Origin of the sequence: Vibrio cionasavignyae (genome assembly GCF_050337155.1) — a bacterium.
Taxonomy (GTDB): domain Bacteria; phylum Pseudomonadota; class Gammaproteobacteria; order Enterobacterales; family Vibrionaceae; genus Vibrio; species Vibrio nomapromontoriensis.
Genome location: NZ_JAKJSR010000017.1, coordinates 137381 through 162666, shown reverse-complemented (window position 1 = coordinate 162666; position 25286 = coordinate 137381). Strand labels below are relative to the sequence as shown.

21 protein-coding genes and 1 riboswitch are annotated in these 25286 nt (G+C 44.9%); of the genes, 14 read left to right on the top strand and 7 right to left on the bottom strand.

Going from position 1 to position 25286, the window contains the following annotated elements; genetic code table 11:
• The first annotated feature begins 49 nt into the window (after window positions 1-49).
• From rlmN to L4D74_RS14125, 10 genes are all read left to right on the top strand, one after another.
• Entirely contained in the window at window positions 50-1174 is a 1125-nt protein-coding gene (gene rlmN, locus L4D74_RS14170) for a dual-specificity RNA methyltransferase RlmN (protein ID WP_428752735.1), read from the top strand.
• 495 nt (window positions 1175-1669) lie between these two features.
• Window positions 1670-2635, top strand: a complete 966-nt coding sequence (gene rodZ / locus L4D74_RS14165; RefSeq protein ID WP_428752733.1) for a cytoskeleton protein RodZ — start codon at window positions 1670-1672, stop codon at window positions 2633-2635.
• A gap of 8 nt (window positions 2636-2643) precedes the next feature.
• Window positions 2644-3768: a flavodoxin-dependent (E)-4-hydroxy-3-methylbut-2-enyl-diphosphate synthase gene (gene ispG / locus L4D74_RS14160; protein WP_265676074.1), complete on the top strand. Its 1125-nt coding sequence runs from the start codon at window positions 2644-2646 to the stop codon at window positions 3766-3768.
• A 24-nt stretch (window positions 3769-3792) separates the two neighbouring features.
• On the top strand, window positions 3793-5061 hold the full coding sequence (gene hisS, locus L4D74_RS14155; RefSeq protein ID WP_428752732.1) for a histidine--tRNA ligase: 1269 nt from the start codon (window positions 3793-3795) through the stop codon (window positions 5059-5061).
• An 85-nt stretch (window positions 5062-5146) separates the two neighbouring features.
• The gene (locus L4D74_RS14150) at window positions 5147-5761 is read left to right on the top strand and encodes a YfgM family protein (protein WP_428752731.1); all 615 of its coding nucleotides are present in this window, start codon (window positions 5147-5149) and stop codon (window positions 5759-5761) included.
• 10 nt (window positions 5762-5771) lie between these two features.
• Entirely contained in the window at window positions 5772-6929 is a 1158-nt protein-coding gene (bamB, locus tag L4D74_RS14145; RefSeq protein WP_428752730.1) for an outer membrane protein assembly factor BamB, read from the top strand.
• 170 nt (window positions 6930-7099) lie between these two features.
• Complete coding sequence (gene der, locus L4D74_RS14140; RefSeq protein ID WP_265676070.1) at window positions 7100-8587, top strand: ribosome biogenesis GTPase Der; 1488 nt, start codon at window positions 7100-7102, stop codon at window positions 8585-8587.
• A gap of 69 nt (window positions 8588-8656) precedes the next feature.
• Window positions 8657-9520: an alanyl-tRNA editing protein gene (locus tag L4D74_RS14135; RefSeq protein WP_428752728.1), complete on the top strand. Its 864-nt coding sequence runs from the start codon at window positions 8657-8659 to the stop codon at window positions 9518-9520.
• Window positions 9521-9768: 248 nt separating this feature from the next.
• Complete coding sequence (locus L4D74_RS14130) at window positions 9769-9927, top strand: hypothetical protein (protein WP_428752726.1); 159 nt, start codon at window positions 9769-9771, stop codon at window positions 9925-9927.
• A gap of 37 nt (window positions 9928-9964) precedes the next feature.
• Window positions 9965-10201: a zinc ribbon domain-containing protein gene (locus L4D74_RS14125; RefSeq protein WP_428752724.1), complete on the top strand. Its 237-nt coding sequence runs from the start codon at window positions 9965-9967 to the stop codon at window positions 10199-10201.
• An 82-nt stretch (window positions 10202-10283) separates the two neighbouring features.
• Here L4D74_RS14125 and xseA read toward each other — a convergent pair whose 3' ends face one another.
• A complete protein-coding gene (gene xseA, locus L4D74_RS14120; RefSeq protein WP_428752722.1) occupies window positions 10284-11621 on the bottom strand; it encodes an exodeoxyribonuclease VII large subunit in 1338 nt (445 codons plus the stop codon).
• A 243-nt stretch (window positions 11622-11864) separates the two neighbouring features.
• Between xseA and guaB the strand changes: the two genes are divergently transcribed.
• The 3 genes from guaB to L4D74_RS14105 all read left to right on the top strand — a co-directional run bounded on the left by guaB (window position 11865) and on the right by L4D74_RS14105 (window position 15966).
• Window positions 11865-13328 (top strand): IMP dehydrogenase, encoded by a 1464-nt coding sequence (gene guaB, locus L4D74_RS14115; RefSeq protein ID WP_428752721.1) that lies wholly within the window; start codon window positions 11865-11867, stop codon window positions 13326-13328.
• Window positions 13329-13444: 116 nt separating this feature from the next.
• Window positions 13445-14998 carry a glutamine-hydrolyzing GMP synthase gene (guaA, locus tag L4D74_RS14110; RefSeq protein WP_428752720.1) on the top strand — a complete coding sequence of 518 codons (1554 nt, stop codon included), beginning with the start codon at window positions 13445-13447 and terminating at the stop codon, window positions 14996-14998.
• Between the two features lie 314 nt (window positions 14999-15312).
• Window positions 15313-15966, top strand: a complete 654-nt coding sequence (locus L4D74_RS14105) for an acetate uptake transporter (protein WP_428752782.1) — start codon at window positions 15313-15315, stop codon at window positions 15964-15966.
• Window positions 15967-16072: 106 nt separating this feature from the next.
• Here the strand turns inward: L4D74_RS14105 and L4D74_RS14100 are convergent, their stop codons facing one another.
• The 6 genes from L4D74_RS14100 to thiD form a co-directional block, all read right to left on the bottom strand.
• Window positions 16073-17623, bottom strand: coding sequence for an alanine/glycine:cation symporter family protein (locus L4D74_RS14100; protein WP_428752718.1), 1551 nt, complete (start codon window positions 17621-17623; stop codon window positions 16073-16075).
• Window positions 17624-17955: 332 nt separating this feature from the next.
• The gene (gene tenA, locus L4D74_RS14095; RefSeq protein ID WP_428752716.1) at window positions 17956-18618 is read right to left on the bottom strand and encodes a thiaminase II; all 663 of its coding nucleotides are present in this window, start codon (window positions 18616-18618) and stop codon (window positions 17956-17958) included.
• A gap of 106 nt (window positions 18619-18724) precedes the next feature.
• On the bottom strand, window positions 18725-19672 hold the full coding sequence (locus L4D74_RS14090; protein ID WP_428752715.1) for an ABC transporter substrate-binding protein: 948 nt from the start codon (window positions 19670-19672) through the stop codon (window positions 18725-18727).
• A gap of 18 nt (window positions 19673-19690) precedes the next feature.
• Entirely contained in the window at window positions 19691-20518 is an 828-nt protein-coding gene (locus tag L4D74_RS14085; RefSeq protein WP_428752713.1) for an ABC transporter permease, read from the bottom strand.
• Window positions 20502-21254 (bottom strand): ABC transporter ATP-binding protein, encoded by a 753-nt coding sequence (locus tag L4D74_RS14080; RefSeq protein ID WP_428752712.1) that lies wholly within the window; start codon window positions 21252-21254, stop codon window positions 20502-20504. Before L4D74_RS14080 ends, L4D74_RS14085 begins: the two co-directional genes overlap by 17 nt.
• A gap of 14 nt (window positions 21255-21268) precedes the next feature.
• Window positions 21269-22087, bottom strand: coding sequence for a bifunctional hydroxymethylpyrimidine kinase/phosphomethylpyrimidine kinase (gene thiD, locus L4D74_RS14075; protein WP_428752710.1), 819 nt, complete (start codon window positions 22085-22087; stop codon window positions 21269-21271).
• 63 nt (window positions 22088-22150) lie between these two features.
• Window positions 22151-22250, bottom strand: a riboswitch (TPP riboswitch).
• Between the two features lie 327 nt (window positions 22251-22577).
• Between thiD and L4D74_RS14070 the strand changes: the two genes are divergently transcribed.
• The gene (locus L4D74_RS14070; RefSeq protein WP_428752708.1) at window positions 22578-25103 is read left to right on the top strand and encodes a glycosyl hydrolase family 18 protein; all 2526 of its coding nucleotides are present in this window, start codon (window positions 22578-22580) and stop codon (window positions 25101-25103) included.
• The last annotated feature ends 183 nt before the right edge of the window (window positions 25104-25286 follow it).

Sequence of the window (25286 nt, the reverse complement as noted above, 5' to 3'; positions counted from 1 at the left end):
GCTGTACAATTCGCGCCCTTAACAGAATCTTCGTCATTTAAGAGGCAACATGACCGTACAAAAAGTCAATCTACTCGATTTTGATCGCAAGGGCTTGCGTAAGTTTTTTCAAGAAGAGCTCGGCGAAAAAGCCTTTCGTGCTGATCAGGTAATGAAGTGGATCTACCATTTCGGTTGTGATGACTTTGAGAAAATGAACAACATCAACAAAAAGCTTCGTGAGAAGTTGTTGAGAGTGGCTGAAATCAAAGCCCCAACTGTTTCAGAAGCTCAGCACTCATCGGACGGCACCATTAAATGGGCGATGCGAGTAGGCGACCAAGATGTTGAAACGGTTTATATTCCAGACGAAGATCGAGCGACATTGTGTGTATCATCCCAAGTCGGATGTGCGCTTGAGTGTAAATTTTGCTCTACGGCTCAACAAGGCTTTAACCGTAATCTAAAAGTGTCTGAGATTATTGGACAGGTTTGGCGTGCGGCGAGAGAAATTGGCTTACAAAAAGAAACCGGTCGTCGTCCTATCACTAACGTCGTGATGATGGGAATGGGCGAGCCACTTCTTAACATGAAGAACTTGCTACCAGCACTAGAGCTAATGCTTGACGATCTGGGTTTTGGGTTATCAAAGCGTCGTATTACGGTATCGACTTCAGGCGTGGTTTCTGGACTTGATCAAATGACAGGTAATATTGATGTCGCATTGGCTATTTCGCTGCATGCGCCAAACGATAAGCTACGTAGCGAAATCATGCCTATCAATGATCGTTGGGATATCCAAGATTTCTTAGCTTCTGTTCAGCGCTACATTGCTTCATCAAATGCAAACCGCGGCCGTGTAACAGTTGAGTATGTTTTGCTTGATCATGTTAACGATGACATGGACCATGCGCGAGAATTAGCAGAGCTGCTAAAAGACACGCCAGCTAAGATTAACTTGATTCCATTTAACCCGTACCCAGGTTCGCCTTATAAAAAGCCAAGCAATTCACGAATTGATCGCTTCATGAAAACCTTGATGCAGTATGATTATACGGTCACGGTACGAAAAACACGTGGCGATGATATTGATGCAGCTTGTGGTCAGTTAGTGGGTGATGTGATTGACCGTACAAAACGTACTAAGCAAATCAGCCAAAAAGGCGCGGAAGAGATTCCGGTTAAAACGCTATAATGCACCGCACTCTAAAGCCAAGTTTCGACTTGGCTTTTTTGTATTTACGACTGAGTGAATAATCTGACGAAATTATCCGATCGCTGCCACAAAGCTATACAAATATTTTTGCTATTAGGGAACAAATATTGTTTTTATTAATCAAATAGTTCAAAGCGTCGCCTGATCAAGGTAAGTATTGTTATTTTTTAATCAAAATAGTCAGTATTCGCATTGATTTACGATTGGTTATTTTAACTCATGAATAGAATCGACTATCATGGGGCATTAGAGATGGTATATCTCAGATATTGAGAAAAATTCTCAACGTGCAAACGTATTTTTAATGTCGACTATTTTAACAATGGATGTAGTGTCGACGATGACCATTAGGGACTAGGCTGTACATACAGTTAGTGCATACGATTTACTAGATTGATGATACGTAAACACCGATAAATAAAATGAAATAAGCGTGTGTGAATCTCAGTCACAACCATAAGAAGTACAGAATTAATGAGTACAGATAGCAATCAAAGTACAGAGCGTGTCCTAGAAGAAAAAGACGTTGTCTTAGCTGGAACCATTTTAAAGCAAAAGCGAGAAGCATTAGGGCTGACTCAAAAGCAGATTGCTGATCGACTCCGTTTGCGAGTTGCGATTATTCAAAAAATTGAATCCAATGAATTCGATGGTGAGCTTGTGGCAACCTTTACCCGAGGTTACCTTCGCTCCTATGCCAAAGCAGTGGGTGTAGAAGAAAAAGAAGTGCTGGGGGCGATTGACCATCATGGCGAAGCTCAGCACAGTGAACAAGAGATGCAAAGCTTCTCGCAAAAAACGAACAAAGAAAAACACGATAGCCGAATCATGAAGCTCACGTGGGGCATTTTTGCGGTCATTATCGGCATTTCATCGGTTTGGTGGCTGCAAAATCAACAAAAAGACACCTTGTCTGAAATTGCGGATACCAGTGAGCCTGCAGCGGAAGTCGCAGAGACGAACTTCGAGCCTGATACAGCACAAGACACCACGTTTGATACCTTGCCTGCTGAGGCAACCGAACAAGTTAAAACGCTTGATGTTTCCGCTGTACTAGAAAGTTCAGAGACGAAAGCGGCGCAAGATCAGCCAGCTACTGTCGCAGATGCTGTTGTTGAAGCTGATGATGCGGTAACGACGGACACCGATGTAAAAGAGTCGGCCACAGTACAAGCGAAAGAAAAAAAAACAGTTGAGAACGGATTAACCAATTTAACCATGTCGTTTAAAGGTGATTGTTGGATCCAAGTTAAAGATGCCAATGGAAAAACCGTGACGACAGGAATCAAGAAGCCGGGAGAGCTAGTTGATGTGAATGGTAAAGCACCATTTAAAATCATCTTAGGCGCTCCAGAAAAGGTTTCTATGACATTTGCGAGTGAACCTGTCGACCTTTCTGGGTATACTTCAGGCAAAGTAGCTCGATTCACCTTACCTTAGAAATCAATATGCATCACGAATCTCCAATTAAACGTCGCCCATCTACGCGTATTTATGTGGGTGATGTACCTATCGGTGACGGCGCACCAATCGCCGTTCAATCCATGACAAACACGCGTACAACAGACGTGCAAGCGACTGTTGCTCAGATCCGAGCGTTGGAAAATGTCGGGGCAGATATTGTCCGCGTTTCTGTTCCAACTATGGATGCTGCAGAAGCCTTTCGAGAAATTAAGAAGCAAGTGTCGATTCCATTAGTTGCCGATATTCATTTTGATTATCGGATTGCCTTAAAGGTGGCAGAGTATGGTGTCGATTGCTTGCGGATTAACCCTGGTAACATCGGCAACGAAGCACGTATTCGCTCAGTGGTCGACTGTGCTCGAGATAACAATATTCCTATTCGAATTGGTGTGAATGGCGGATCTTTAGAAAAAGATATTCAAATGAAGTATGGCGAACCAACACCTGAAGCGTTGGTGGAGTCTGCTATGCGTCACGTGGATATTTTAGATCGCCTGAACTTTGATCAATTCAAGATCAGCGTAAAAGCATCCGATGTTTTTCTTGCGGTTGACTCTTACCGATTGCTAGCAAAGAAAATTGATCAGCCTTTGCACTTAGGCATTACCGAAGCGGGTGGCGCACGAGCTGGTGCGGTTAAATCTTCTGTTGGTCTCGGTATGCTGTTAGCTGAAGGTATCGGTGACACGCTGCGAATTTCGTTAGCGGCCGATCCGGTAGAAGAAATTAAAGTTGGCTTTGATATTCTTAAATCACTGCGAATTCGCTCTCGTGGTATTAACTTCATCGCCTGCCCAAGTTGCTCTCGCCAAGAATTCGACGTTATTGGCACCGTGAATGCACTGGAACAGCGCTTAGAAGATATCATTACACCAATGGACGTTTCGATCATTGGATGCGTGGTGAATGGTCCTGGCGAAGCTGAAGTATCTCACTTAGGGTTAGCAGGCAGTAACAAAAAAAGTGCTTTTTACGAAGATGGTAAACGTCAAAAAGAGCGCTTAGACAACGATGATCTTATTAGTAAGTTAGAAGCTAAAATTCGCGCGAAAGCCTCGATTTTAGACGAAAACAATCGAATCAATATTAGTCAGATAGACGACAAATAATCTCAACGATAACGGTATTTAACTGTGGCAAAAACTATACAAGCAATACGAGGCATGAATGACTGCCTTCCTACACAATCTCCTCTTTGGCAAAAAGTAGAGAATACGGTTAAACAAGTTGTCAGTGCATACGGCTACAATGAAGTCCGCATGCCGATTGTTGAGATGACAAACTTATTCCGCCGTGCGATTGGTGAAGTCACCGACGTGGTAGAAAAAGAAATGTACACCTTTGAGGACCGTAATGGCGATAGCCTGACACTGCGCCCAGAAGGGACTGCTGGATGTGTACGTGCAGGGATTGAAAATGGCTTGCTTTATAACCAAGAGCAGCGTTTATGGTACATGGGCCCCATGTTTCGTCATGAACGTCCACAGAAAGGTCGTTACCGTCAATTCCACCAATGTGGTGTAGAAGTTTTTGGTCTTGATGGCCCTGATGTCGATGCTGAATTGATCATGATGACAGCACGTCTATGGCGTGAGCTGGGCATTCATGAACATGTTCGTTTAGAACTTAATTCTATCGGTTCACTTGAGGCTCGTGCCAACTATCGTACTGCTTTGATTGCTCACTTAGAGCAGCATATTGATGTGTTGGATGAAGACAGCAAACGTCGCATGCATACTAACCCTTTGCGCGTGCTTGATAGCAAGAACCAAGATGTTCAAGCGATTTTAGTCGATGCACCGGAACTGGCGGATTACCTAGACGAGGAGTCTAAAGCACATTTCTCAGGTCTATGTGAACTGTTAGACGCAGCGGGTATTGCCTATACGGTAAACCAACGTTTGGTTCGTGGTTTAGATTACTACAATCGAACAGTATTTGAGTGGATTACTGATAGCTTAGGCGCGCAAGGCACGGTTTGTGGCGGTGGACGCTACGATGGTCTTGTAGAGCAACTTGGTGGCAAAGCAATGCCAGCAGTCGGCTTTGCTATGGGTCTAGAACGCCTTGTGCTTATGATGGAAACATTGGAGCTGACTGATGTACGTCGTAGCGTTGATGCGTACGTGGTGACGTCTGGTGAAGGAACCATGATCGCAGGCGTGAAATTGGCAGAGCAATTACGTGAAACGATCCCAGGTATTCGCGTGATGAATCACTTTGGTGGTGGTAACTTTAAGAAACAATTTAAGCGAGCAGATAAAGTAGGTGCGGTCTACGCGCTTGTGCTTGGCGAAAATGAAGTGGCTGATAACACGGTCGTGGTCAAAGATTTGCAAGGTGGCACGCAGGAAACTGTTGCGCTAAATGAGTTAACCGCTAAATTAGCAGATATTATTTAAGTCCTGTCTTGGTAACGAATAAGAGGTGGTTGAGTAACGATCTCTTTGTTAGACAGTGACGATATTATTTTTAAGAGGACAGGAAGTGGAACTCTACGATTCTGAAGAGCAACAAGTAGAAGCGATCAAAGATTGGTGGCAAGAAAATGGCAAAGCCGTTGTATTAGGTGTTGTCGTTGGTTTAGGTGGCTTGTTCGGTTGGCGTTTTTACCAAGATTCAGCGATTCAAGCTCAAGAAGCAGCGTCTGAACAATATACAAGCGTAGTAGAAGCAATTACTGCACAAGGCGTTGACGCCAGTGCTGAAGTTCAAAGCTTCATTGATACGAGCAAGGCGACAGAGTATTCAGTACTAGCAGCGCTGCAACTGGCAAAAGCTCAAGTTGAAGCAGGTGAGCTTGATCAAGCGTTAGTGCAACTTCAGTGGGCGCAAGCGAATACCAAAGATGCGGCAGTTTCTCCGTTAGTCACTTACCGTATTGCACGAATTATGGCTGAGCAAGAGAATATCGATGGTGCAAGAGTGGAACTAGACAAAATCACTGATGAAGCGTGGGCGGGTCGAGTGGCTGAGCTTCGTGGTGACATTGCTATAAACGCTGGTGAACGTGATGTTGCATACACTGCTTATACTGAAGCGCAACAAGCGCAAGATGCTAGCCAAGCGCTGCAGATTAAACTGGATGATCTTGCCAAGTAAGGGCTAGCCGATGAATAGATTCGTTAAGAAGGTTCTACTTTCTATTTCGGTGCTGGGCGTACTGGCTGGTTGTTCGAGTGAGGAAGATACGGTCATCATGGCACCACTGCCAGTTGTAGACAGTGAATTTTCACCGGCAACCGAGTGGTCATCAAGTATTGGTAGTGGCATAGGGCAGTTCTTTTCCAAATTGTCGCCAGCGTATGCCTATGACAAATTGTTTGTTGCCAGTCGAGATGGCGTCGTAAAAGCGTACGATCCGGAAAGTGGTAACACATTGTGGCAAGTTGACCTTGAAGAGGATGACTCAGCTCGCTTGTCTGGTGGTATTGCAACGGCTTACCAAAAACTGTATATCGGTAGCGAGAACGGTGAAGTGATTGCACTAGATGTCGAGAGTGGTGAAGTCGCATGGCGTGCTGAGGTTAACGGTGAAGTGCTGGCAAAACCAGTAGCCGATGCCAACCTAATCATAGTGCATACTAGCCAAGGATTATTAGTAGCACTTGAGCAAAGCAGTGGTGAAGAACGTTGGGCAATTAGTACTGATGTTCCAAACTTAACGTTGCGCGGCGATAGTGCGCCAGCGGCTATTTCTGGTGGTGTGTTCTGGGGAACGGCGAACGGACGTCTCGCAGCTGCTATCGTAGAGCGTGGTCAGTTAATTTGGCAACAACCAGTGGGAACTCCGAAAGGGGCGACTGAAATTGATCGTCTTGTGGACGTAGATGCATCGCCGATTATTCTTGGTGGTACGCTATATACGATTGGTTTTAACGGTCAACTCATCTCTATTGATTTACGCTCAGGTAACCCTATTTGGAAGCGTAACTACTCTTCAGCAACTGATATGGCAACGGATAGTCGTAATCTATATCTCATCACAGACAACGATCATATTGTTGCTGTAGATGCTCGAAGTGGCACTGAGCTATGGGAAAACAAGCTGTTAGAGAACCGTTTGTTGACTGCACCTGTGATTGTTGATGGTTTTGTCGTCGTCGGAGATAGCTTGGGTTATTTACACTGGTTAGATAGAGAGACGGGCTATTTTGTTTCTCAGCAAATGACGAATGAAAGCGGTTTGTCGGTCGGTCCAACCATGGTGCCGGGTGGCTACATCATCGTGAATCGTGATGGTGAAATAAAGAAACTGACGATCAAATAAAAAATCGTGATATAATTCACATAAGGCTCCTTGCTGATTTCAGTTAGGAGCCATTTTATTGCTGCGAAGCAAAAGGATCTTTTCGTACGCGGATAGATGGATAATGGTGTGGTTATAGGAAAGCTCGAATTTACCTATAACCACATAACAAGATAAGTATAGAGGTTATTATGGTACCTGTTGTTGCCCTAGTGGGACGCCCAAACGTAGGTAAGTCGACCCTGTTTAACAGGCTAACTCGCACTCGTGATGCGTTGGTTGCAGATTTTCCTGGACTGACTCGAGATCGTAAATATGGTCAGGCGAAGCTAGGTGAGCATGAATTCATTGTAATCGATACTGGTGGTATCGATGGCACTGAAGAAGGTGTTGAAACAAAAATGGCAGAGCAGTCATTAGCCGCAATCGATGAGGCGGATGTTGTGCTGTTTATGGTTGATGGCCGTGCTGGTCTAACGCCATCAGATGAAGCAATCGCTCAACATCTACGTAAGATTGAAAAACCAGCGATCTTAGTGGTTAACAAGGTTGATGGTATTGATGCTGATGTAGCTAGTGCTGAATTCTGGAAGCTTGGCGTTGATGACATGTATCAAATCGCGGCCGCTCACGGTCGTGGCGTATCCGTTCTGATTGACCGTGCGTTAAATCCTTTTGCTGAAGCTCTTGAAAAAGAAAATGGTGAGATTGAAGATCTGACTGATTTTGAAGATGAAGAAGAAGAGCAACTGGAATACACGGAAGAAGAAGCGGAGAAAGAGTTTCAGCGTCTTCAAGACCAGCCAATTAAATTAGCGATCATTGGTCGCCCTAATGTTGGTAAATCAACGTTGACCAACCGTATTCTTGGTGAAGAGCGTGTGGTCGTTTACGATATGCCAGGTACGACTCGTGACTCTATCTATATTCCAATGCAGCGTGATGAGCGTGAATATGTATTGATCGATACTGCGGGTGTTCGTCGTCGTCGTCGTATCAATGAGACTGTCGAAAAATTCTCTGTGGTGAAAACACTTAAAGCCGTAGAAGATGCCAACGTTGTATTATTGGTTATTGATGCGCGTGAAAATATCTCAGACCAAGATCTTAGCTTACTTGGCTTTGCATTGAATGCGGGACGTTCTATCGTTATCGCAGTCAATAAATGGGATGGCTTGGATAACGATGTTAAAGAGCATGTTAAAAAAGAACTCGACCGCCGCTTAGGTTTCGTTGATTTTGCTCGTATTCACTTCATTTCAGCATTGCACGGTACAGGTGTTGGTCACTTATTCGAATCGGTGCAAGAAGCGTATAAGTCAGCGACGACACGTGTTGGTACTTCTGTACTTACTCGTATTATGAAGATGGCAACGGATGATCACCAACCACCAATGGTTCGTGGTCGACGCGTGAAGCTTAAATACGCGCATGCGGGTGGCTATAACCCACCAATTGTTATCGTTCATGGTAACCAAGTGAAAGAACTACCAGACTCTTACAAGCGCTTCTTGATGAATTACTATCGTCGTGCTTTAGAGATCATGGGAACGCCGATTAGGATTCAATTCCAAAACAGTGAAAACCCATTTGAAGGTAAGTCGAACAAGATGACGTTGTCGCAAGAGCGAAAACACAAACGCTTAATGACCATGATGAAAGGTCGTACTAAGAAATAAAGCGTAAGAAAAAATAGAGACGCCCGCTGATTATCAGTGGGCGTTTTTTTAGTTTAGGAAAGCAGAAATATGATTACAGCAACGAAAACTTTTTTTTGCCATGAAGTGACTAAGCTTGAAAGTGTCGTCCAATTGCAGGTAGCAGGGCACGCGTATACGGATGTAGTGGTTGAAAGTACGCCGTTTCATCCTGTTAGTCACATATGGCCCGATCATCCAGCTGATCGTGGTTGGATGACCATCGATGGCAATCGTATGGACGTGAGTGATTGTTTGGTTGGTGCAATAGAGTTAGCGACGAGTGAGCTTTATGTCGCTGAAGCGATACCCGTAAAGCGTGATACGGAAGGTTGGGTGTTTGTCGTGGTTCATCGCCTCTCTCAAAGGTTAGCGCTGACACAAGGACAAACCGTCACGTTAGAGATCGATGCCGATTATCAAGCGAGCCTGAGTCGTGGGCATAGTGCTGGTCATATTGCTTCTTTAGCACTAAATAAAGTGTTGGCTGATAAATATTGGAGAAAAGTCGCGGATCGAATTGATGGGTTAGGGCACTATGATTTCAATAGCTACGCACAAGAACAAAGTGAGGTTCTTCCTGATAGGTGTGTGGATCTATATCGCTTGGGTAAAACATTAAAGAAGCGTGGTTTGAATACGGCAGATGTGCTTTCAGACATTGTAGAAATAGAGTCGGCCGTGAATACATTGCTAACGCACTGGTTATCTCAACCATCGCCGATCCAGATGCAATTAGAGGGCCCTTATTTGACCAGTTCTCGATTTTGGCATTGGAATAAGTGTGACACCCTTGTGGTTATGCCTTGTGGTGGCACGCATGTGACATCCACATCTTTAATTTCAAAGACACAAATTAAACTCGAAACAATAGAATCTACTTATATACGTATGCATACCTATGTAATCAACTGATGCTCAAAATGATCTTTTTATTAAATTCTGATTCTTGGTTTATTATGTGATGTGTTGTAGTTAATTAATCTGCGTGTAGTCCAAATGCAGGATATGTAACTTATGCTTTCGGTGTGTGGTTATATAAATGTTCTTTTTGTAGCAGATCGCTGATCAACATAGCTTTTGGGTAGGATCGAGATAAGATCGTGAAAAGCATCGCTAGGGTGTCGAGTGATAAGTGATACTTTTAATACCTATTTAGAGTAGTGTCGAAGGTAAAGAGCGTCAAAGAATCGGCAAATTTACCTGAGTGGATAAGAGAGGCGAGTTTGGGCGATAAAGCGCTAGGGCATCAAGATCAAAAAATTTTTCGCACCAAAGCCATTAAGATCGTGCTGAGTGAAGCGCTCCCCAATTCACTGTAACTTTGTACTCATCATATTGATTCATTAAGGAGATGGCATGCAAGGCCAAGAAAATCCGTGTCCGAGTTGTCATTCAGCTCTTACTTGGGATGGGCAATATTACTGTTCATCATGTAGCAAGCATTTTAGAAAAGTGGCGTTTTGCCCAGATTGTTCTGCGGTGTTGGAAAAGCTACAGGCGTGTGGGTCTGCCAGCTACTTCTGCCATAGCTGTAACGAATTGAAGTCCAAATCAAGAGTACAGACTGAATTTCAATTGTTAGAAGAGTCTTAATAAGCAGATAAGCAGAGCCCAGTAATAGCGTTATTACTGGGCTCTGCTTATGACCTAATCGATGTGGGCTTGTACTCGCAGGCTAACCCTTAGTGATAGCTGTGACCGTGGCCTCAATCGAGCCTTTATCGAGTTTAGCCGTTATTGTCTTACCCACTTCCACTTGCGCGGCAGATGTAATGACGCTGCCCTGCGAGTCCTGCGTAATTGAATAGCCGCGTTTTAGTGTTGCCAGTGGACTTACCGTGTCTAGCTTTTCTACACTGAGAGTATATTGATGGCGAAGCTGAACGAGCTGACGCTGCATAGCCTGCTTTAAACGTTGCTCACTTTGTTGTAATAAAAATTGCTGTTCACTTAGTTTTTTGACCGGAGAATTTAGTGCTAAGCGATGTTCTTTTGCTTTTAGGCGCATCGTTTCTTGTGACAAGCGTCGACGGATAGCAGCAGTTAATCGATATTCGGCTTCGTCGAGTCGCTGATTTTGTCGCTGAAGTTGATGCTTAGGGTGCAACGCGTTTAAGGCTTGAATATGTTGTTGTAGCTGATGCTTTCTTTCAGCAAGGTACACTCTGAATACATTGTGCAGTTGCTGTACTTTTGTGGCTAGCGATTGCTTTTTATGTGATGTATCGTTACTGACTAGCTCTGCCGCGGCACTTGGGGTAGGAGCACGCACATCAGCAACATAGTCGGCGATGGTGACATCAATTTCATGACCTACCGCGCTAATGATCGGGATCTGACTTGCGGCAATGGTTCGTGCGACGATTTCGTGATTAAAGCACCATAGATCCTCTAAAGAGCCACCACCACGACCGACGATCAGTACGTCACATTCATTTCGACTATTCGCGCGTCCTATCGCTTGTGCGATGTCAATAGCGGCATGTTCACCTTGAACGGTTGTAGGGTAAACGACGACGGGCAAACTAGGATCACGGCGTTTGAGAACGTCTAATATATCGTAAAGTGCAGCACCAGTCTTAGAGGTAATGACTCCTACACGTTTAGGGTGGGCAGGAAGTGGGTGTTTTAATGACTGCGCAAAGAGCCCTTCTGCGGCCAATGACATCTTCAGCTTTTCAAACTCTTGCTGTAGACGACCATCTCCTTCTGGTTGCATCGATTCGATAATGAGCTGATAGTCACCACGTGGTTCGTATAACGATAAGCGCGCTTTAACTAATACTTGGTTACCATTGACGGGTTTAAACGAGACATGGCGATTACTGCCTTTAAACATCGCGCATTTAACTTGTGCGCGCGCGTCTTTAAGCGTGAGGTACCAATGGCCTGAAACCGGAGAGGAAAAGTTAGAAATTTCACCAACTAACCAGACAATACCCATTTCATTTTCAAGCAATAAGCGCACTTCTGCATTGAGGCGAGAAACAGTAAAAATGTTCTGATTTTTCACAGAGGAATTCGATACGGAACGTGGAGAAAGGGACACAGCTAATCTCTAAGACGTGAGTATGGAAATTAGCGACAACATAATACATATCAAGGCCTATAATGCAAATAAAAAATGGAAAAATGAGTAGCCAAGCGATTACGCGCAGCGTATAATCCCACCGCAATATCTAGCCCAAACCCCTTATTATGCGAAACGATAAGGGCGGGTTAATTCCTTAAACTCCTCTGTTGTGAGATATTGCAAATGCTAAGAATTGCCAAAGAAGCGCTGACGTTCGATGACGTTTTACTCGTTCCAGCACACTCCACCGTTCTCCCGAATACAGCCGATCTTCGCACTCGGTTGACCAAGAATATCAATCTTAATATTCCGATGATCTCTGCGTCTATGGACACAGTGACTGAAGCTCGCCTAGCCATTGCGCTAGCGCAAGAAGGTGGTATTGGTTTCGTTCATAAAAACATGTCTATCGAACAACAAGCTGAGCAAGTTCGTCTCGTTAAAATCTTTGAAGCAGGTGTCGTCACTAACCCTGTAACGGTTCGCCCTGAAGCAACCATTGCAGACGTTAAAGCGCTGACTGAGAAACATGGCTTTGCTGGTTTCCCTGTTGTAACAGAAACAAACGAGCTTGTTGGTATCATCACTGGTCGTGATGTTCGTTTTGTTACTGATTTAAGTAAGAAAGTTGAAGTTGTAATGACACCTAAAGCGCGCTTAGCCGCGATTAAAGAAGGTGCATCACGTGAAGACGTACAAGAAGAAATGCATCGTGCCCGTGTTGAGAAAGTCCTTGTTGTTAATGACGAGTTCCAACTAACCGGTATGATTACCGCAAAAGACTTCCATAAAGCTGAGCGTAAGCCTAACGCATGTAAAGATGCACAAGGTCGTTTACGCGTAGGTGCAGCTGTGGGTGCTGGCGCTGGTAACGAAGAGCGTGTTAAAGCACTAGTTGAGGCTGGTGTAGACGTATTGCTTATTGATTCTTCACACGGTCACTCTGAAGGTGTACTTCAACGCATCCGCGATACTCGTGCTCTTTATCCTGATCTAGAAATCATTGGCGGTAACGTGGCAACAGCTGCTGGTGCACAAGCATTAATTGATGCTGGTGTGAGTGCGGTTAAAGTGGGTATTGGCCCAGGTTCAATCTGTACGACTCGTATCGTTACTGGCGTAGGTGTACCACAAGTTACTGCGATTGCTGATGCGGCTTCTGTTGCCAACGAGCATGATATTCCAGTTATTGCTGATGGCGGCATTCGTTTCTCAGGTGATATCTGTAAAGCGATTGTGGCTGGCGCATCTTGTGTGATGGTTGGTTCTATGTTCGCTGGTACTGAAGAAGCACCAGGTGAAGTCATTCTTTATCAAGGCCGTTCTTACAAAGCCTACCGTGGTATGGGTTCTTTGGGCGCCATGTCTCAAGGTTCGTCTGATCGTTACTTCCAAACTGATAATGCCGCTGACAAGTTAGTTCCTGAAGGTATTGAAGGTCGTATCGCTTATAAAGGTCGCCTTAAAGAGATCGTTCATCAGCAAATGGGTGGTCTTCGTTCAAGCATGGGTCTTACAGGCTCTGCAACAATTGAAGATATGCGTACTAAAGCTGAATTTGTTCGCATTTCTGGTGCGGGCTTAAACGAATCTCATGTACACGATGTACAGATTACTAAAGAAGCACCGAACTACCGTTTAGGTTAATTCAACGTTGGTGAGAATAATTCTTACGTAAACGTTTGCTTTTTTCCTTGAAGCATAGATGTGAGGCGAGTAAACTCGCCTCCGTTTTCAACACTTAGCTTATAAGACTGCCTAAAATGACGAAAAATATTCATGACCAACGAATTCTAATCTTAGATTTCGGTTCTCAATATACTCAACTTGTTGCTCGCCGTATTCGTGAAATCGGTGTGTACTGTGAACTTTGGAGTTGGGATGTAGAAGAAGCGGACATCCGCGAATTCAATCCAGATGGTATTATTCTTTCTGGTGGCCCTGAAAGTGTGACTGAAGCGAACTCGCCACGTGCACCTCAATACGTGTTTGATTCAGGTGTGCCAGTTTTTGGTATTTGTTACGGCATGCAAACCATGGCTGAGCAGCTTGGTGGTAAAGTTGCAGGCTCTGATGAGCGTGAGTTTGGCTACGCTGCAGTTCAAGTAACTGGTGAGTCTGCTTTGTTTAAAGATCTTGAAAATACTCAAGATGTTTGGATGAGCCACGGTGATAAAGTTGTTGAAATCCCATCTGATTTTGTTAAAACCGCGCAAACAGACACATGTCCATATGCTGCGATGGCAAATGAAGATAAGAAATACTATGGTGTTCAATTTCACCCAGAAGTGACGCACACTAAAAATGGCCTAAAAATGTTGGAGAACTTTGTTCTTAACGTTTGTGGCTGTGAAGGACTTTGGACTTCAGAATCTATTATTGAAGATGCTGTAGCTCGAATTAAAGAGCAAGTGGGCGATGATGAAGTTATTCTTGGCCTTTCTGGTGGGGTTGATTCATCAGTCGTAGCGATGCTAGCGCACCGCGCGATTGGTGATAAGCTGACATGTGTATTCGTTGATAATGGCCTACTTCGTTTAAACGAAGCGGATCAAGTGATGGAGATGTTTGGAGATAAGTTCGGACTGAACATTATTCATGTTGAAGCTGAGCAGCGCTTTTTAGCCGCTTTAGAAGGCGAGAACGACCCTGAAGCGAAGCGTAAGATCATTGGTCACGTATTTGTTGATATCTTCGATGAAGAGTCTAAAAAGCTATCGAATGCGAAATGGTTGGCGCAAGGTACCATCTATCCAGATGTCATCGAATCAGCTGCATCTAAAACAGGTAAGGCACACGTGATCAAGTCTCACCATAACGTTGGCGGTTTGCCAGACGATATGGAAATGGGGCTAGTAGAGCCGTTGCGTGAGCTGTTTAAAGATGAAGTTCGTAAGATTGGCCTTGAGCTAGGTCTCCCATACAACATGCTTTATCGTCACCCGTTCCCAGGTCCGGGTCTAGGTGTTCGTGTTCTTGGCGAAATTAAGAAAGAGTACTGTGACTTGCTACGTCGTGCCGATGCTATCTTTATCGAAGAGCTACACGCCGCAGATCTTTATAATAAAGTGTCTCAAGCCTTCACTGTATTCCTACCTGTGCGCTCTGTTGGTGTAATGGGCGATGGCCGTAAGTACGATTGGGTTGTGTCTTTACGTGCTGTAGAAACTATTGATTTCATGACAGCGCACTGGGCTCATCTTCCATACGACTTCTTAGGTAAGGTTTCTAACCGCATTATCAATGAAGTGAACGGCATTTCACGTGTGGTTTACGATATTTCGGGCAAACCACCTGCAACGATTGAATGGGAATAATCATTCAATATTGAAAAAACCGGCTGAGGCCGGTTTTTTTGTATCTAGGGCTCAGATATTTTTTTGCGAATGGGGGGAGATTTAAAAGTGACCTGCATTTTAGTCTCTCACCTCTTTATCACTGAGTGAAAAAATGGCTGGCTTTCTGCGTCTAATTATTGTGCAAAAGCAAACAATTAACTCAGGTTACGCGAGTTAATTCACAGCAATACAAGCAGAAATGCGAGTATGCCAAATGATAACTGCAAATTATCAATCTAAGATTGCAGATAAGAGATCTGCTGCTTATCACAGAAATAGATTAAAATTTTCCTATAACTTTTGTCACTAAATTTGAAACAGGGCTCTTTTACATGTCGAACAAACTTGCAAACCCAGCGCCGCTTGGCCTAATGGGTTTTGGTATGACTACCATTCTTTTGAATATCCATAATGCTGGATTCTTTCCAATCGATTCAATGATCCTTGCGATGGGCATTTTTTATGGCGGTCTTAGCCAAGTTCTTGTTGGCATGATGTGCTTTAAACGTGGTGACACTTTTGGTACGACAGCATTTACGTCTTACGGTCTATTTTGGCTAACATTGGTTGGTCTTATCGTAATGCCATACATGGGGTTACCAGCAAGCCCTGCGAGCTTTATGGGTTGGTACTTGTTGTTATGGGGTATCTTTACTGGCTTCATGTTTATTGGCTCTTTGTGCTACCCAGTGGCTAAGCAAGTTGTATTTGGTTCTCTAACCATTTTGTTTTTCTTATTGGCAGCTCGTGATTTCACTGGTAGCGAACTCATCGGTACTATTGCTGGTTTTGAAGGTATCTTCTGTGGTGCAAGCGCTATCTACTTTGCTATGGCACAAGTCATCAACAATGAGTATGGCCGCACTGTAATGCCAATTGGTGAGAAAAAACCAGCTGAGTCAGTAGCGTCTGTACAAGAAGCACCGACGCAAGAAATTGCGGCATAAATTCGAATTCATTCATTTCGGGAACGATGGATGATAAAAGGGGGTAGCGAATGCTACCCCCTTTTTCTTTTTAGTGTAGCGATAAGTTATCGCTATTCACGCATGCTCAAGACTGGGTTTGAGTCTTCACGTCTTTAGGGACATCACTTTCTGACGTCGCAGCTTTGCCAGTACGTCGCTGATACTTTCCTTCCCAATAATGCGCCCCTTTAATGCCAAGAGCTACAGGGTTGAACGTGTAATCTTTTACGCCCTTTTTCTGTTGCGATTCATAATCTTTTAGTGCTAGAAGTGCAGGTTTGCCCATAAAGAAAATGATCACAATGCCGACAATGTTGAGCCAGGCCATTAGACCAACACCAATATCACCCATGGCCCAAGCAAGGTTGGCAGCCTTAACGGTACCGTAGAATACGGAGGCCATGATCACCATTTTTAACACAAACATCAGCCCACTTACTTTAAATGTACGGCGAATGTAGGCAATGTTTGTTTCGGCAATGTAGTAGTAGGCTAAAATCGTCGTAAAGGCGAAGAAGAATAGTGCAAATGCAATGAACAACTTACCTACGCCCGGCATGGTGCTTTCAATCGCCAGTTGAGTAAACGCAGGGCCATTAGCGCCAACGGTTGCCGCTAGATTCTGCACTAAGAAGGCTTCTTCACCGCCACCGTGCACATTGTAAGCGCCAGTGATAAGGATCATGAATGCTGTGGCAGAACAGACGAGTAGAGTATCAATGTAAATTGAGAACGCTTGTACTAGGCCTTGTTGAGCAGGGTGATCAACGTTAGCCGCTGCCGCTGCGTGAGGGCCTGTACCTTGGCCTGCTTCGTTAGAGTAAACACCACGTTTTACACCCCAGCCAATGGCAGCACCAAATCCAGCCATTGGTGTGAAGGCATCGCCAATGATCATACTTACAATGCCAGGGACTTCACCGATATTCAGAAGAATAATGACGAATGCAATAATGATGTACGCTAGCGCCATAAATGGCACAACAATTTGAGTGAAGTTGGCAATACGCTTCACGCCACCAAAGATGATAAAGCCAAGGATGATTGAAATTACCGTACCGGTGAAAATTTTGGCGAAGCTAAAGGTACCGATAGCGGTTTCAATCATTGGTCCTGTGCCAAATGCGGTCTCAACGGCATTACCAATGCTATTAGACTGAACACCAGGAAGTAACACGCCACAGGCAAAAATAGTCGCAATCGCAAAAATCCACGCATACCATTTTTGACCCATTGCTTTTTCAATATAGTAGGCTGGTCCACCACGGAACTGACCTTCATCTTCCTCTTTATAGATTTGCGCAAGCGTCGATTCAATATAAGCAGTCGCTGCTCCAAAGAACGCCACAACCCACATCCAAAAGACAGCCCCTGGTCCACCAAAACCGATGGCTGCCGCGACACCAGCAATGTTACCAGTACCGACTCGGCCAGACAGTGAGACGGCGAGTGCTTGGAATGATGAGATGCCTTTGTCTGAGCTTTTGCCCGACAATAGCAGTCGCCACATCTCGAAGAAATGACGAATTTGTACGAAGCGTGTAAGCACTGAATAAAACAGGCCTGCACCAAGACATAAATAAATAAGAGCGGGACTCCAGATAATCCCGTTCAAAAGATCAACAAATGATTGCATAGTTCTTCCCTGTAAAGCTCGGGTGAATATTCTAAGAAGCAAAGCGGTTAGCTCCACGATTTGAATATTCTTGTTATGAAATAGAAAGTCTCAATCGTCCTTGCTTGTACGAAAAGCATGAGAAAATCTAAGTGCGAGTGTTTAATTTTATAAAGCAAGCGAGGCCATCCTAACGAATTGTGACCGCGTTGTTAACAGAAGATGTAAAATTTATGTTAACCCGTGACGGTCAGCACAAAATTTCATCAGAGGGACTTAATGATGTGGTTTGTTTGTGTTTCAGTGTGATAGGCGAGATAAAGATTGGCCTCCGCAGAGGCCAAATGGCCACGTTATACGGCGTCTAATCCTTGCTGCCAGAAAGCAATTTCCATTCGAGTTGCCGTTTTAAATACATGTATTAATTCTTGTGCTCGTTGGCTATTGATATCAATTTCCGCGAGTAAGGAGTCTAAGCGTTGAATCGCAGTCGTGACTCCAGATTGAAACTCTTCACTCGCATACATTTCAATCCAGCTGCGATATGGGTTATCGTCTAATACTGTTTCCACATGGTTGATTCGTTCTGCGCCGATAACCGCGTATCCAATTGAGCAGGGCGCGAGTGCGGCGTATAGATCGACTAACTCTCCAGTCATACCTGCATCTAAGACGTAGCGTGTGTAAGCGACGGTGCCAAAGTCTTCTTGTTCGGCCTCCATATCCGATTCCGTGACTCCCCACTGGTTGCAATAAGTGACATGATGAGCAATTTCACTATTGAGCAAGGCCAGCACACTGGGCACGGCTTCACGCATTTGGGCGAGTGTTTTAGCTTTATAAATGGCCAACGCATAAGCTCGGGCATATTGTTTTAAGAATAGAAAGTCTTGCTTTAGGTAGTGTAGGTAAGCGGTTGGATGAAGTTTTCCGTTGGCAAGTTGTTGAACAAAGTCATGTTGAGTATACGCTTGCCACTCTTCTTGGCATGCATGAATAAGATCTTGGTGGTTCATCGTATTTCCTAAAGTTATCGAGGCGTTAAGTAGTGCCTGTGGTTCAACAGCATTAAACGCCTCTCAACGTCGCAGTGAGGTCGTTGAGAGGGGAGCAAGGGATAAGTTACAACACAGGAACAAAAGACTCGGCTTTCGGTTGTGTTGGGATAATCTTGTGTTGGTACATAAACTCTGAAAACGCATCGTACTTTTTGATATCAATCGCGGAAGGACGTAGTGCAAATCGAGGCAATGTATCTCGCCATGCACGTTTATTTAGCTCGTTGTTTAGCGTGTCTGGCGCATAGGCGACAAACTCATTCCAAGAGTCTTGTGGGTGATTCACAATGTAGGTCGTGGCTTTCTCTATCGCGCGGTTAAATTTAGCCAGTGCCGCTTTGTCGTAGTTATTGGCATTGGCGACAAACACTAACTCTTCATAAGTTGGTACGCCATGCTCTTCTGGGAAGAACGCTTTGGCTTTAAACCCTTCTAGCTCGAGTTGATTGGTTTCAAAGTTGCGCAGTCCACCCCAGATTGCATCGACTTGTCCAGATGCCAGCGATGATGACAGAGCCCAGCCAACATTAATGATTTTCACGTCTTTGAAATCAACGCCTTGCGATTGCAACATAGTGCCGATGGTCGCTTCTTCATTACCAGCAATAGCAATGCCGATTTTTTTTCCTTTTAGGTCGGCAAGGGTGTTAATTTTACCATTATCAATAACCATCATGGTATTTAGCGGGGTGGCGATGAGCGTCGCACTGCGGATTAATGGCAAACCTGCCGCAACATCGATGGTAAGACTGGTCTGGTAAGAGACGGCAATATCGACTTTATTGGCGGCAACAAGCTTGGCGGGTGTGCTAGGATCTGCTGGCTCTTGAATGTTGACCTTCAGTCCCTGCTCTTTGAAGTAGCCTTTTTCATTGGCAATGACAATTGGCCCATGGTTCGGGTTGACGAACCAGTCGAGCATTAACGTCAGCTCTTTTTCCGCCGCTTGTGATGGTAAAGCAATAGCCAAGGCAAGCAGAGCAGCTGAGCCTTTTTTTAATGTAGATATCATAAATCTTCCTTTTGATTATTATTTATTGTCCCAAGGGATAAAGCGCTTTAGCAGTGTGTCTGTAATGAAGTACAAAAACACAGATAAGGCCGCTAAGATAAACAGTGCTGCAAACATTTCATCGATGAGCATTCGAGCATTGGTCTGTAGCATGAGGTAACCTAATCCTTCACTGGATCCCACCCATTCACCAGCTACCGCACCAATTGGAGCGATAACCACAGCGACACGAATACCAGAGGCTAATACCGGTAGAGATGCGGGTAGGCGAACTCGCCATAGCTGTTGCCAGCGACTCGCCCCCATAGTTTGTGAGAGGTCAAGATATCCAATTGGGGTCGAGCGTAGTCCGTCGTAACAACATGTGGTGACGGGGAAAAAAATAATGAGCGCCGCCATCACCACTTTTGATGCGATGCCATAGCCCAGCCATAGCATTAATATTGGTGCGAGAGCAAAAACAGGGATGGCTTGACTGGCAATTAAAATCGGTAAAAGCCAGCGTTTGATTGGTTTAAAGAACAGCATTTGCAATGCAAAGAACAACCCCATACTGAGCCCTAGCAATAGACCAAGCAGGATTTCTTTTGCCGTGACCCAAGTATGCTTTAGCAATATGTCATGTCGGCTGATTAGCTTGGAGGCAACATTTTCCGGCGACGGAAGAATAAAGCTAGGCATATTGAATAAGATAACAATCGCTTTCCATATCGCTAAGATCACTAAGGTGCTAATGAACATGCGAGTTAACGAACCGAGTCGAGGTGATTTAACGACAGATGACTGATTGCTTGTTGTCTTAGCTTGAAATTGAGAAGACGCGGTCAATTTATTGAGCAGTGTCATCGCCTACCTCCAATAGTGTTAAAATTTGCTGTTGGATAGAAGCAAATTGAGCATCAATGTCTCTAGGTACCGCATTAGTTGGCGGGGCGATGGGGTGTAATGTTGCAGGCGTGCCATTCATCACCACGATCTGGTGACCAAGCCTTAGTGCTTCTTGTGGATCGTGGGTGATTAATAGGATCGTTTTCCCAGCTAAAAGAGAGGCTGCTAAGTTTTGTAGCTTGTGCCGGGTGACCGCATCTAGTGCCGAGAATGGCTCGTCCATTAGTACGATAGGTTTGTCTTGCATCAGTGTTCGAGCTAATGCGACACGTTGCTTCTGTCCGCCGGATAACTCTGAGACTGGTCGAAAGGCTTTGTTTTTTAGCCCGACTTTATCGAGTAAATTCAGTGCTCGCTCAGTGATGGCACATGTAATTTTTTCGCCACGTAGCTTAGATGCAAAGCAGACGTTATCGATGACATTGAGCCACGGCATCAATAAATCTTGCTGCGCCATATAGGCGATGGACTGAGAAATCTCTATTTCAGGTAACGATATGAGCTGTCCGCCAAAATAGACCTTATCTTTTAGTAAGCCTGCAACATAGCGAAGTAATGTACTCTTCCCACAGCCACTTGGGCCTAAGATCGCAGTGCAAGTCCCTGATTTAAAATGCACGTTTAGGTTTGAGAAAATCGGCTGCTCGTCCCCGATGTAGGTAAGAGAAGCGTGACTCAATTTAATATCTATCATGGCGGACGTCGGCATTAGTTACGTGCAAAGAAATGGTGAACAGGACCGTGACCGCGACCAACAGAAAGTTCATCCGCATGAGATATAGCTTGGGTGATGTAGTGTTTTGCTGACTGCACGGCATCGGGTAGCGTTTGGCCTTGTGCAAGGAAAGACGCAATAGCAGAGCTTAGCGTACAACCTGTTCCATGAGTGTTTTTTGTGTGGATGCGCGTGGTTTCAAAACGCGCGACTTCATCGTGATTAATGAGTAAATCAGTGCTGGTGTCTTCGGACTCTAAGTGGCCCCCTTTTAGTAATACTGTTTCGGTATTGAGTTCACGAAGCGCTTCAATCATTTCACTCATTTCTGCCTCAGTTCGCGGTACGTCACAATTGAGTAATGCCGCGCCTTCTGGCAGATTTGGTGTGATGATGGTTGCCAGTGGCAATAACTCCGTTTTCAACGCATCAATAGCGGAAGATTCAAGTAATAGGTCACCACTGGTGGCGACCATGACGGGATCCAGTACGACGTAAGGGGGCTGGTATTGTTTTATCTTATTCGCGACAGCTCGAATGATGTCGGCATCAGCGAGCATGCCGATTTTTACGGCCATGACATTAAGATCAGAAAAAACGGCGTCTAGCTGTGCCTCAACAAATGAAGGTGCAATACCCAAAATGCCAGAAACACCTTGTGTGTTTTGTGCAGTCAAGGCCGTAATGACCGAACAGGCATAACCGCCGGTGGCAGAAATGGCTTTGATGTCGGCTTGAATGCCTGCACCGCCTCCTGAATCAGAACCAGCGATAGTAAGAACAATAGGGGTTGTATGAGAAAGGCTTGCCATTATAGTGCTCCTCGCCAACGTAGGAGAGAGCGCACTGCCTCAGGCGCAGGTTAGCTGCGTGGTGAGCAATGTCGATCAGTTCCCTACGCCAGTGTTAACTGAATCAGGTTCAACGGGTCTCACCTATGGTGATCTCAGCAGTAATGCTCCCCGACTAATGAGAAAAGACATTGTTATACAAGCGCCTGTTTTTTTCCAGTGATAAAGCCTAACTCTCCAGCCTAGATCTACATGTTGCTGCATTCATCAGCAAAAGGGACGGGATGTGTCGCTGTTGGCGATGGTTTGTTAGTGATAACGGTCGTTTTTTGTGCAGAAGATAAAATTGCGTATGAAAAAACGTGCTGCAAGTTGCTTTTTTATGAGCTGTCACTCGAACGCTGTTTAATTTTTAATCATGAAGTTGTCTCTGTTTCCAATACTAACCTTGATGCCAAGAAGATGATCTTTTAGGCAGATTTTAGTTTTTCAGGGAATAGAGAATACAATAATGAATAGCATCGTATTAGGTGTCTCGACCTTAGCACTTGCGGTTAGCAGTGCTTCTTGGGCGGCGCCAGCGAAACCTTCTATCGATCTCTGGGGTTCCAATAACCTTCAGTTTTCAAAGATCCAGCTCGCAATGGAGACCACTTCTGGCTACAACCAGATGGTGCAATACAGTGATCTTGCCGAGATTAAGATTACCTTCAACCAATGGAGCGGCACGACTGGTGACACCTATAATGTTTACTTTGATGGAGTGAACGTTGCAACTGGGCCTATTACGGGAAGCCAAACGACGGCGACGTTTTCCTATGCTCAAGGTGGCCGATATCAAATGGCGATAGAAGCATGTGATGCCAGCGGATGTAGTAAAAGCGCGGCGATGGAGTTAGTGGTAGCCGATACTGATGGCTCGCACTTAGCGCCATTAACAATGAATATCGATCCAAATAATAAAGCGTTTAATACTGATCCAAGTACGGTGGTCGGAACGTATTTTGTTGAGTGGGGGATTTATGGTCGTGGCTATACCGTTGACAATATTCCTGCCGATAACTTAACTCATATACTGTATGGCTTCATTCCGATTTGTGGCCCTAATGAGTCAGTAAAATCAGTAGGGGGGAATAGTTTTAATGCCTTGAAAACCGCGTGTAGTGGAGTACCCGATTATGAAGTTGTTATTCATGACCCGTGGGCGGCTTATCAGAAAAGCTTTGGTCAAGCGGGACACGATTACAATACTCCGATTAAAGGCAATTACGCGATGATGATGGCGCTGAAACAGCGCAATCCAGACTTGAAAATTATTCCTTCAATCGGTGGCTGGACACTGTCTGATCCCTTCTACAGCTTTACCGATAAAGCCCACCGAGATACGTTTGTTGCTTCAGTGAAGCGCTTTTTGAAAACGTGGAAATTCTATGATGGCGTTGATATTGATTGGGAGTTTCCGGGTGGTGATGGAGCCGCGGCGGATTTAGGTGATCCGTTGAAAGATGGACCAGCTTATGTGGCACTCATGAGAGAGCTCAGAGCCATGCTTGATGAGCTTGAACTTGAGTATGGGCGTGTCTATGAACTGACTTCGGCCATTGGTGTCGGTCATGATAAAATCGAAGATGTGAATTATGCTGAGGCTATTCCATATATGGATTATATCTTCGCAATGACTTACGACTTCTATGGTGGTTGGAATAATGTCCCGGGACACCAAGCTGCCTTGTACTGTGGCAACTTTATGACGGCGGGTCAGTGTGATGGTACAGGCGTGGATCCGGAAGGCGTTCCCTATAAAGGCCCTGCTTATACCGCTGACAATGGTATTCAGTTGCTGTTAGCGCAAGGTGTGCCTGCTAATAAATTGGTGCTGGGTACGGCAATGTATGGTCGTGGTTGGGAAGGGGTGACTCCTGATACGCTTGTTGACCCCTCAGACCCTATGACCGGAACAGCAACAGGAAAACTGACGGGGACAACTGCACAAGGTGTTTGGGAAGCAGGCGTGATTGATTACAAAGGCATTAAGTCGTTCATGCTGGGCGCTAATCATACAGGGATCAATGGTTATGAGTACGGTTACGATGCACAGGCTGAAGCAGCCTATGTTTGGAACCAAACAACGGGAGATCTGATCACGTTTGATGATGATAGGTCTGTGAAAGCCAAAGGCGCATATGTTCGCAGTCTAGGTCTCGCGGGTTTATTTTCCTGGGAGATAGATGCTGATAATGGCGATATTCTCAATGCTATGCATGAAGGGCTAGCTGGTGGAACACCAAGTAATCGTGCGCCAGTTGCGAATGCTGGTGTTGATCAACAAGTTGAGGGGCCGGTATCGGTTTCGCTTAGTGGCGCAAACTCAACGGACAGCGATGGGGTTATTGCCAGTTATGCTTGGGTTCAGACTTCGGGTAGCCCGCTAGTCTTAGCCGGTGAAAATAGCGCGACACTCAATGTTGATGTTCCTGAAGTCACGCAGGTGACGAGTTATGGGTTTACGTTAACGGTTACGGATAACGAAGGTGCCGCTAATTCCGATACAGTGACGGTGACCGTCACACCTAAAAATACGCCACCACTAAATACCGCGCCTATTGCTCAAATATCAGGGCCGACCACTGCTGCGGTAAATGATCAGGTTGTATTGGATGCGTCGGGTTCAAGTGATGCTGACAGCGACCCTTTAACTTTTTCTTGGCAAGCACCTGCAGCGCTTAACGTCACGAGTCAAGGTAGCATTCTAAGCTTTACCGCTCCGAGCGTAGCCGTTGATACCAACTATCAATTCACACTTAGTGTGAGTGATGGATCGTTGACATCCACAGCTACTCATATTGTTAAAGTGATAGCGGACAATAGCGGTGGTATTGCTTGTTCAAATACATGGGATGCTGGTGCGGTGTATAACGGTGGAGATAAAGTGGTCTACAACGGACAGAATTACCAAGCGAAATGGTGGACGCAAGGTGACGACCCAGAAAAGTCGGGTGAATGGGGCGTATGGACATCATTAGGGCTTTGTCAGTAATGACGCGTTGATTATTTAAAATTAATGCGGTGAAGGGAGACCTATTTGGTCTCTCTTTTTTTACCTAATGGAACAGTATTGGTATGAGACCGTATATCAGTTAGGGGGCATAGTTGTGTACATGGGAGTTCAGGCGTTAAGTGAAATAAGCGGCAAGTGATAGACGAAGCAGACAGGATAAAT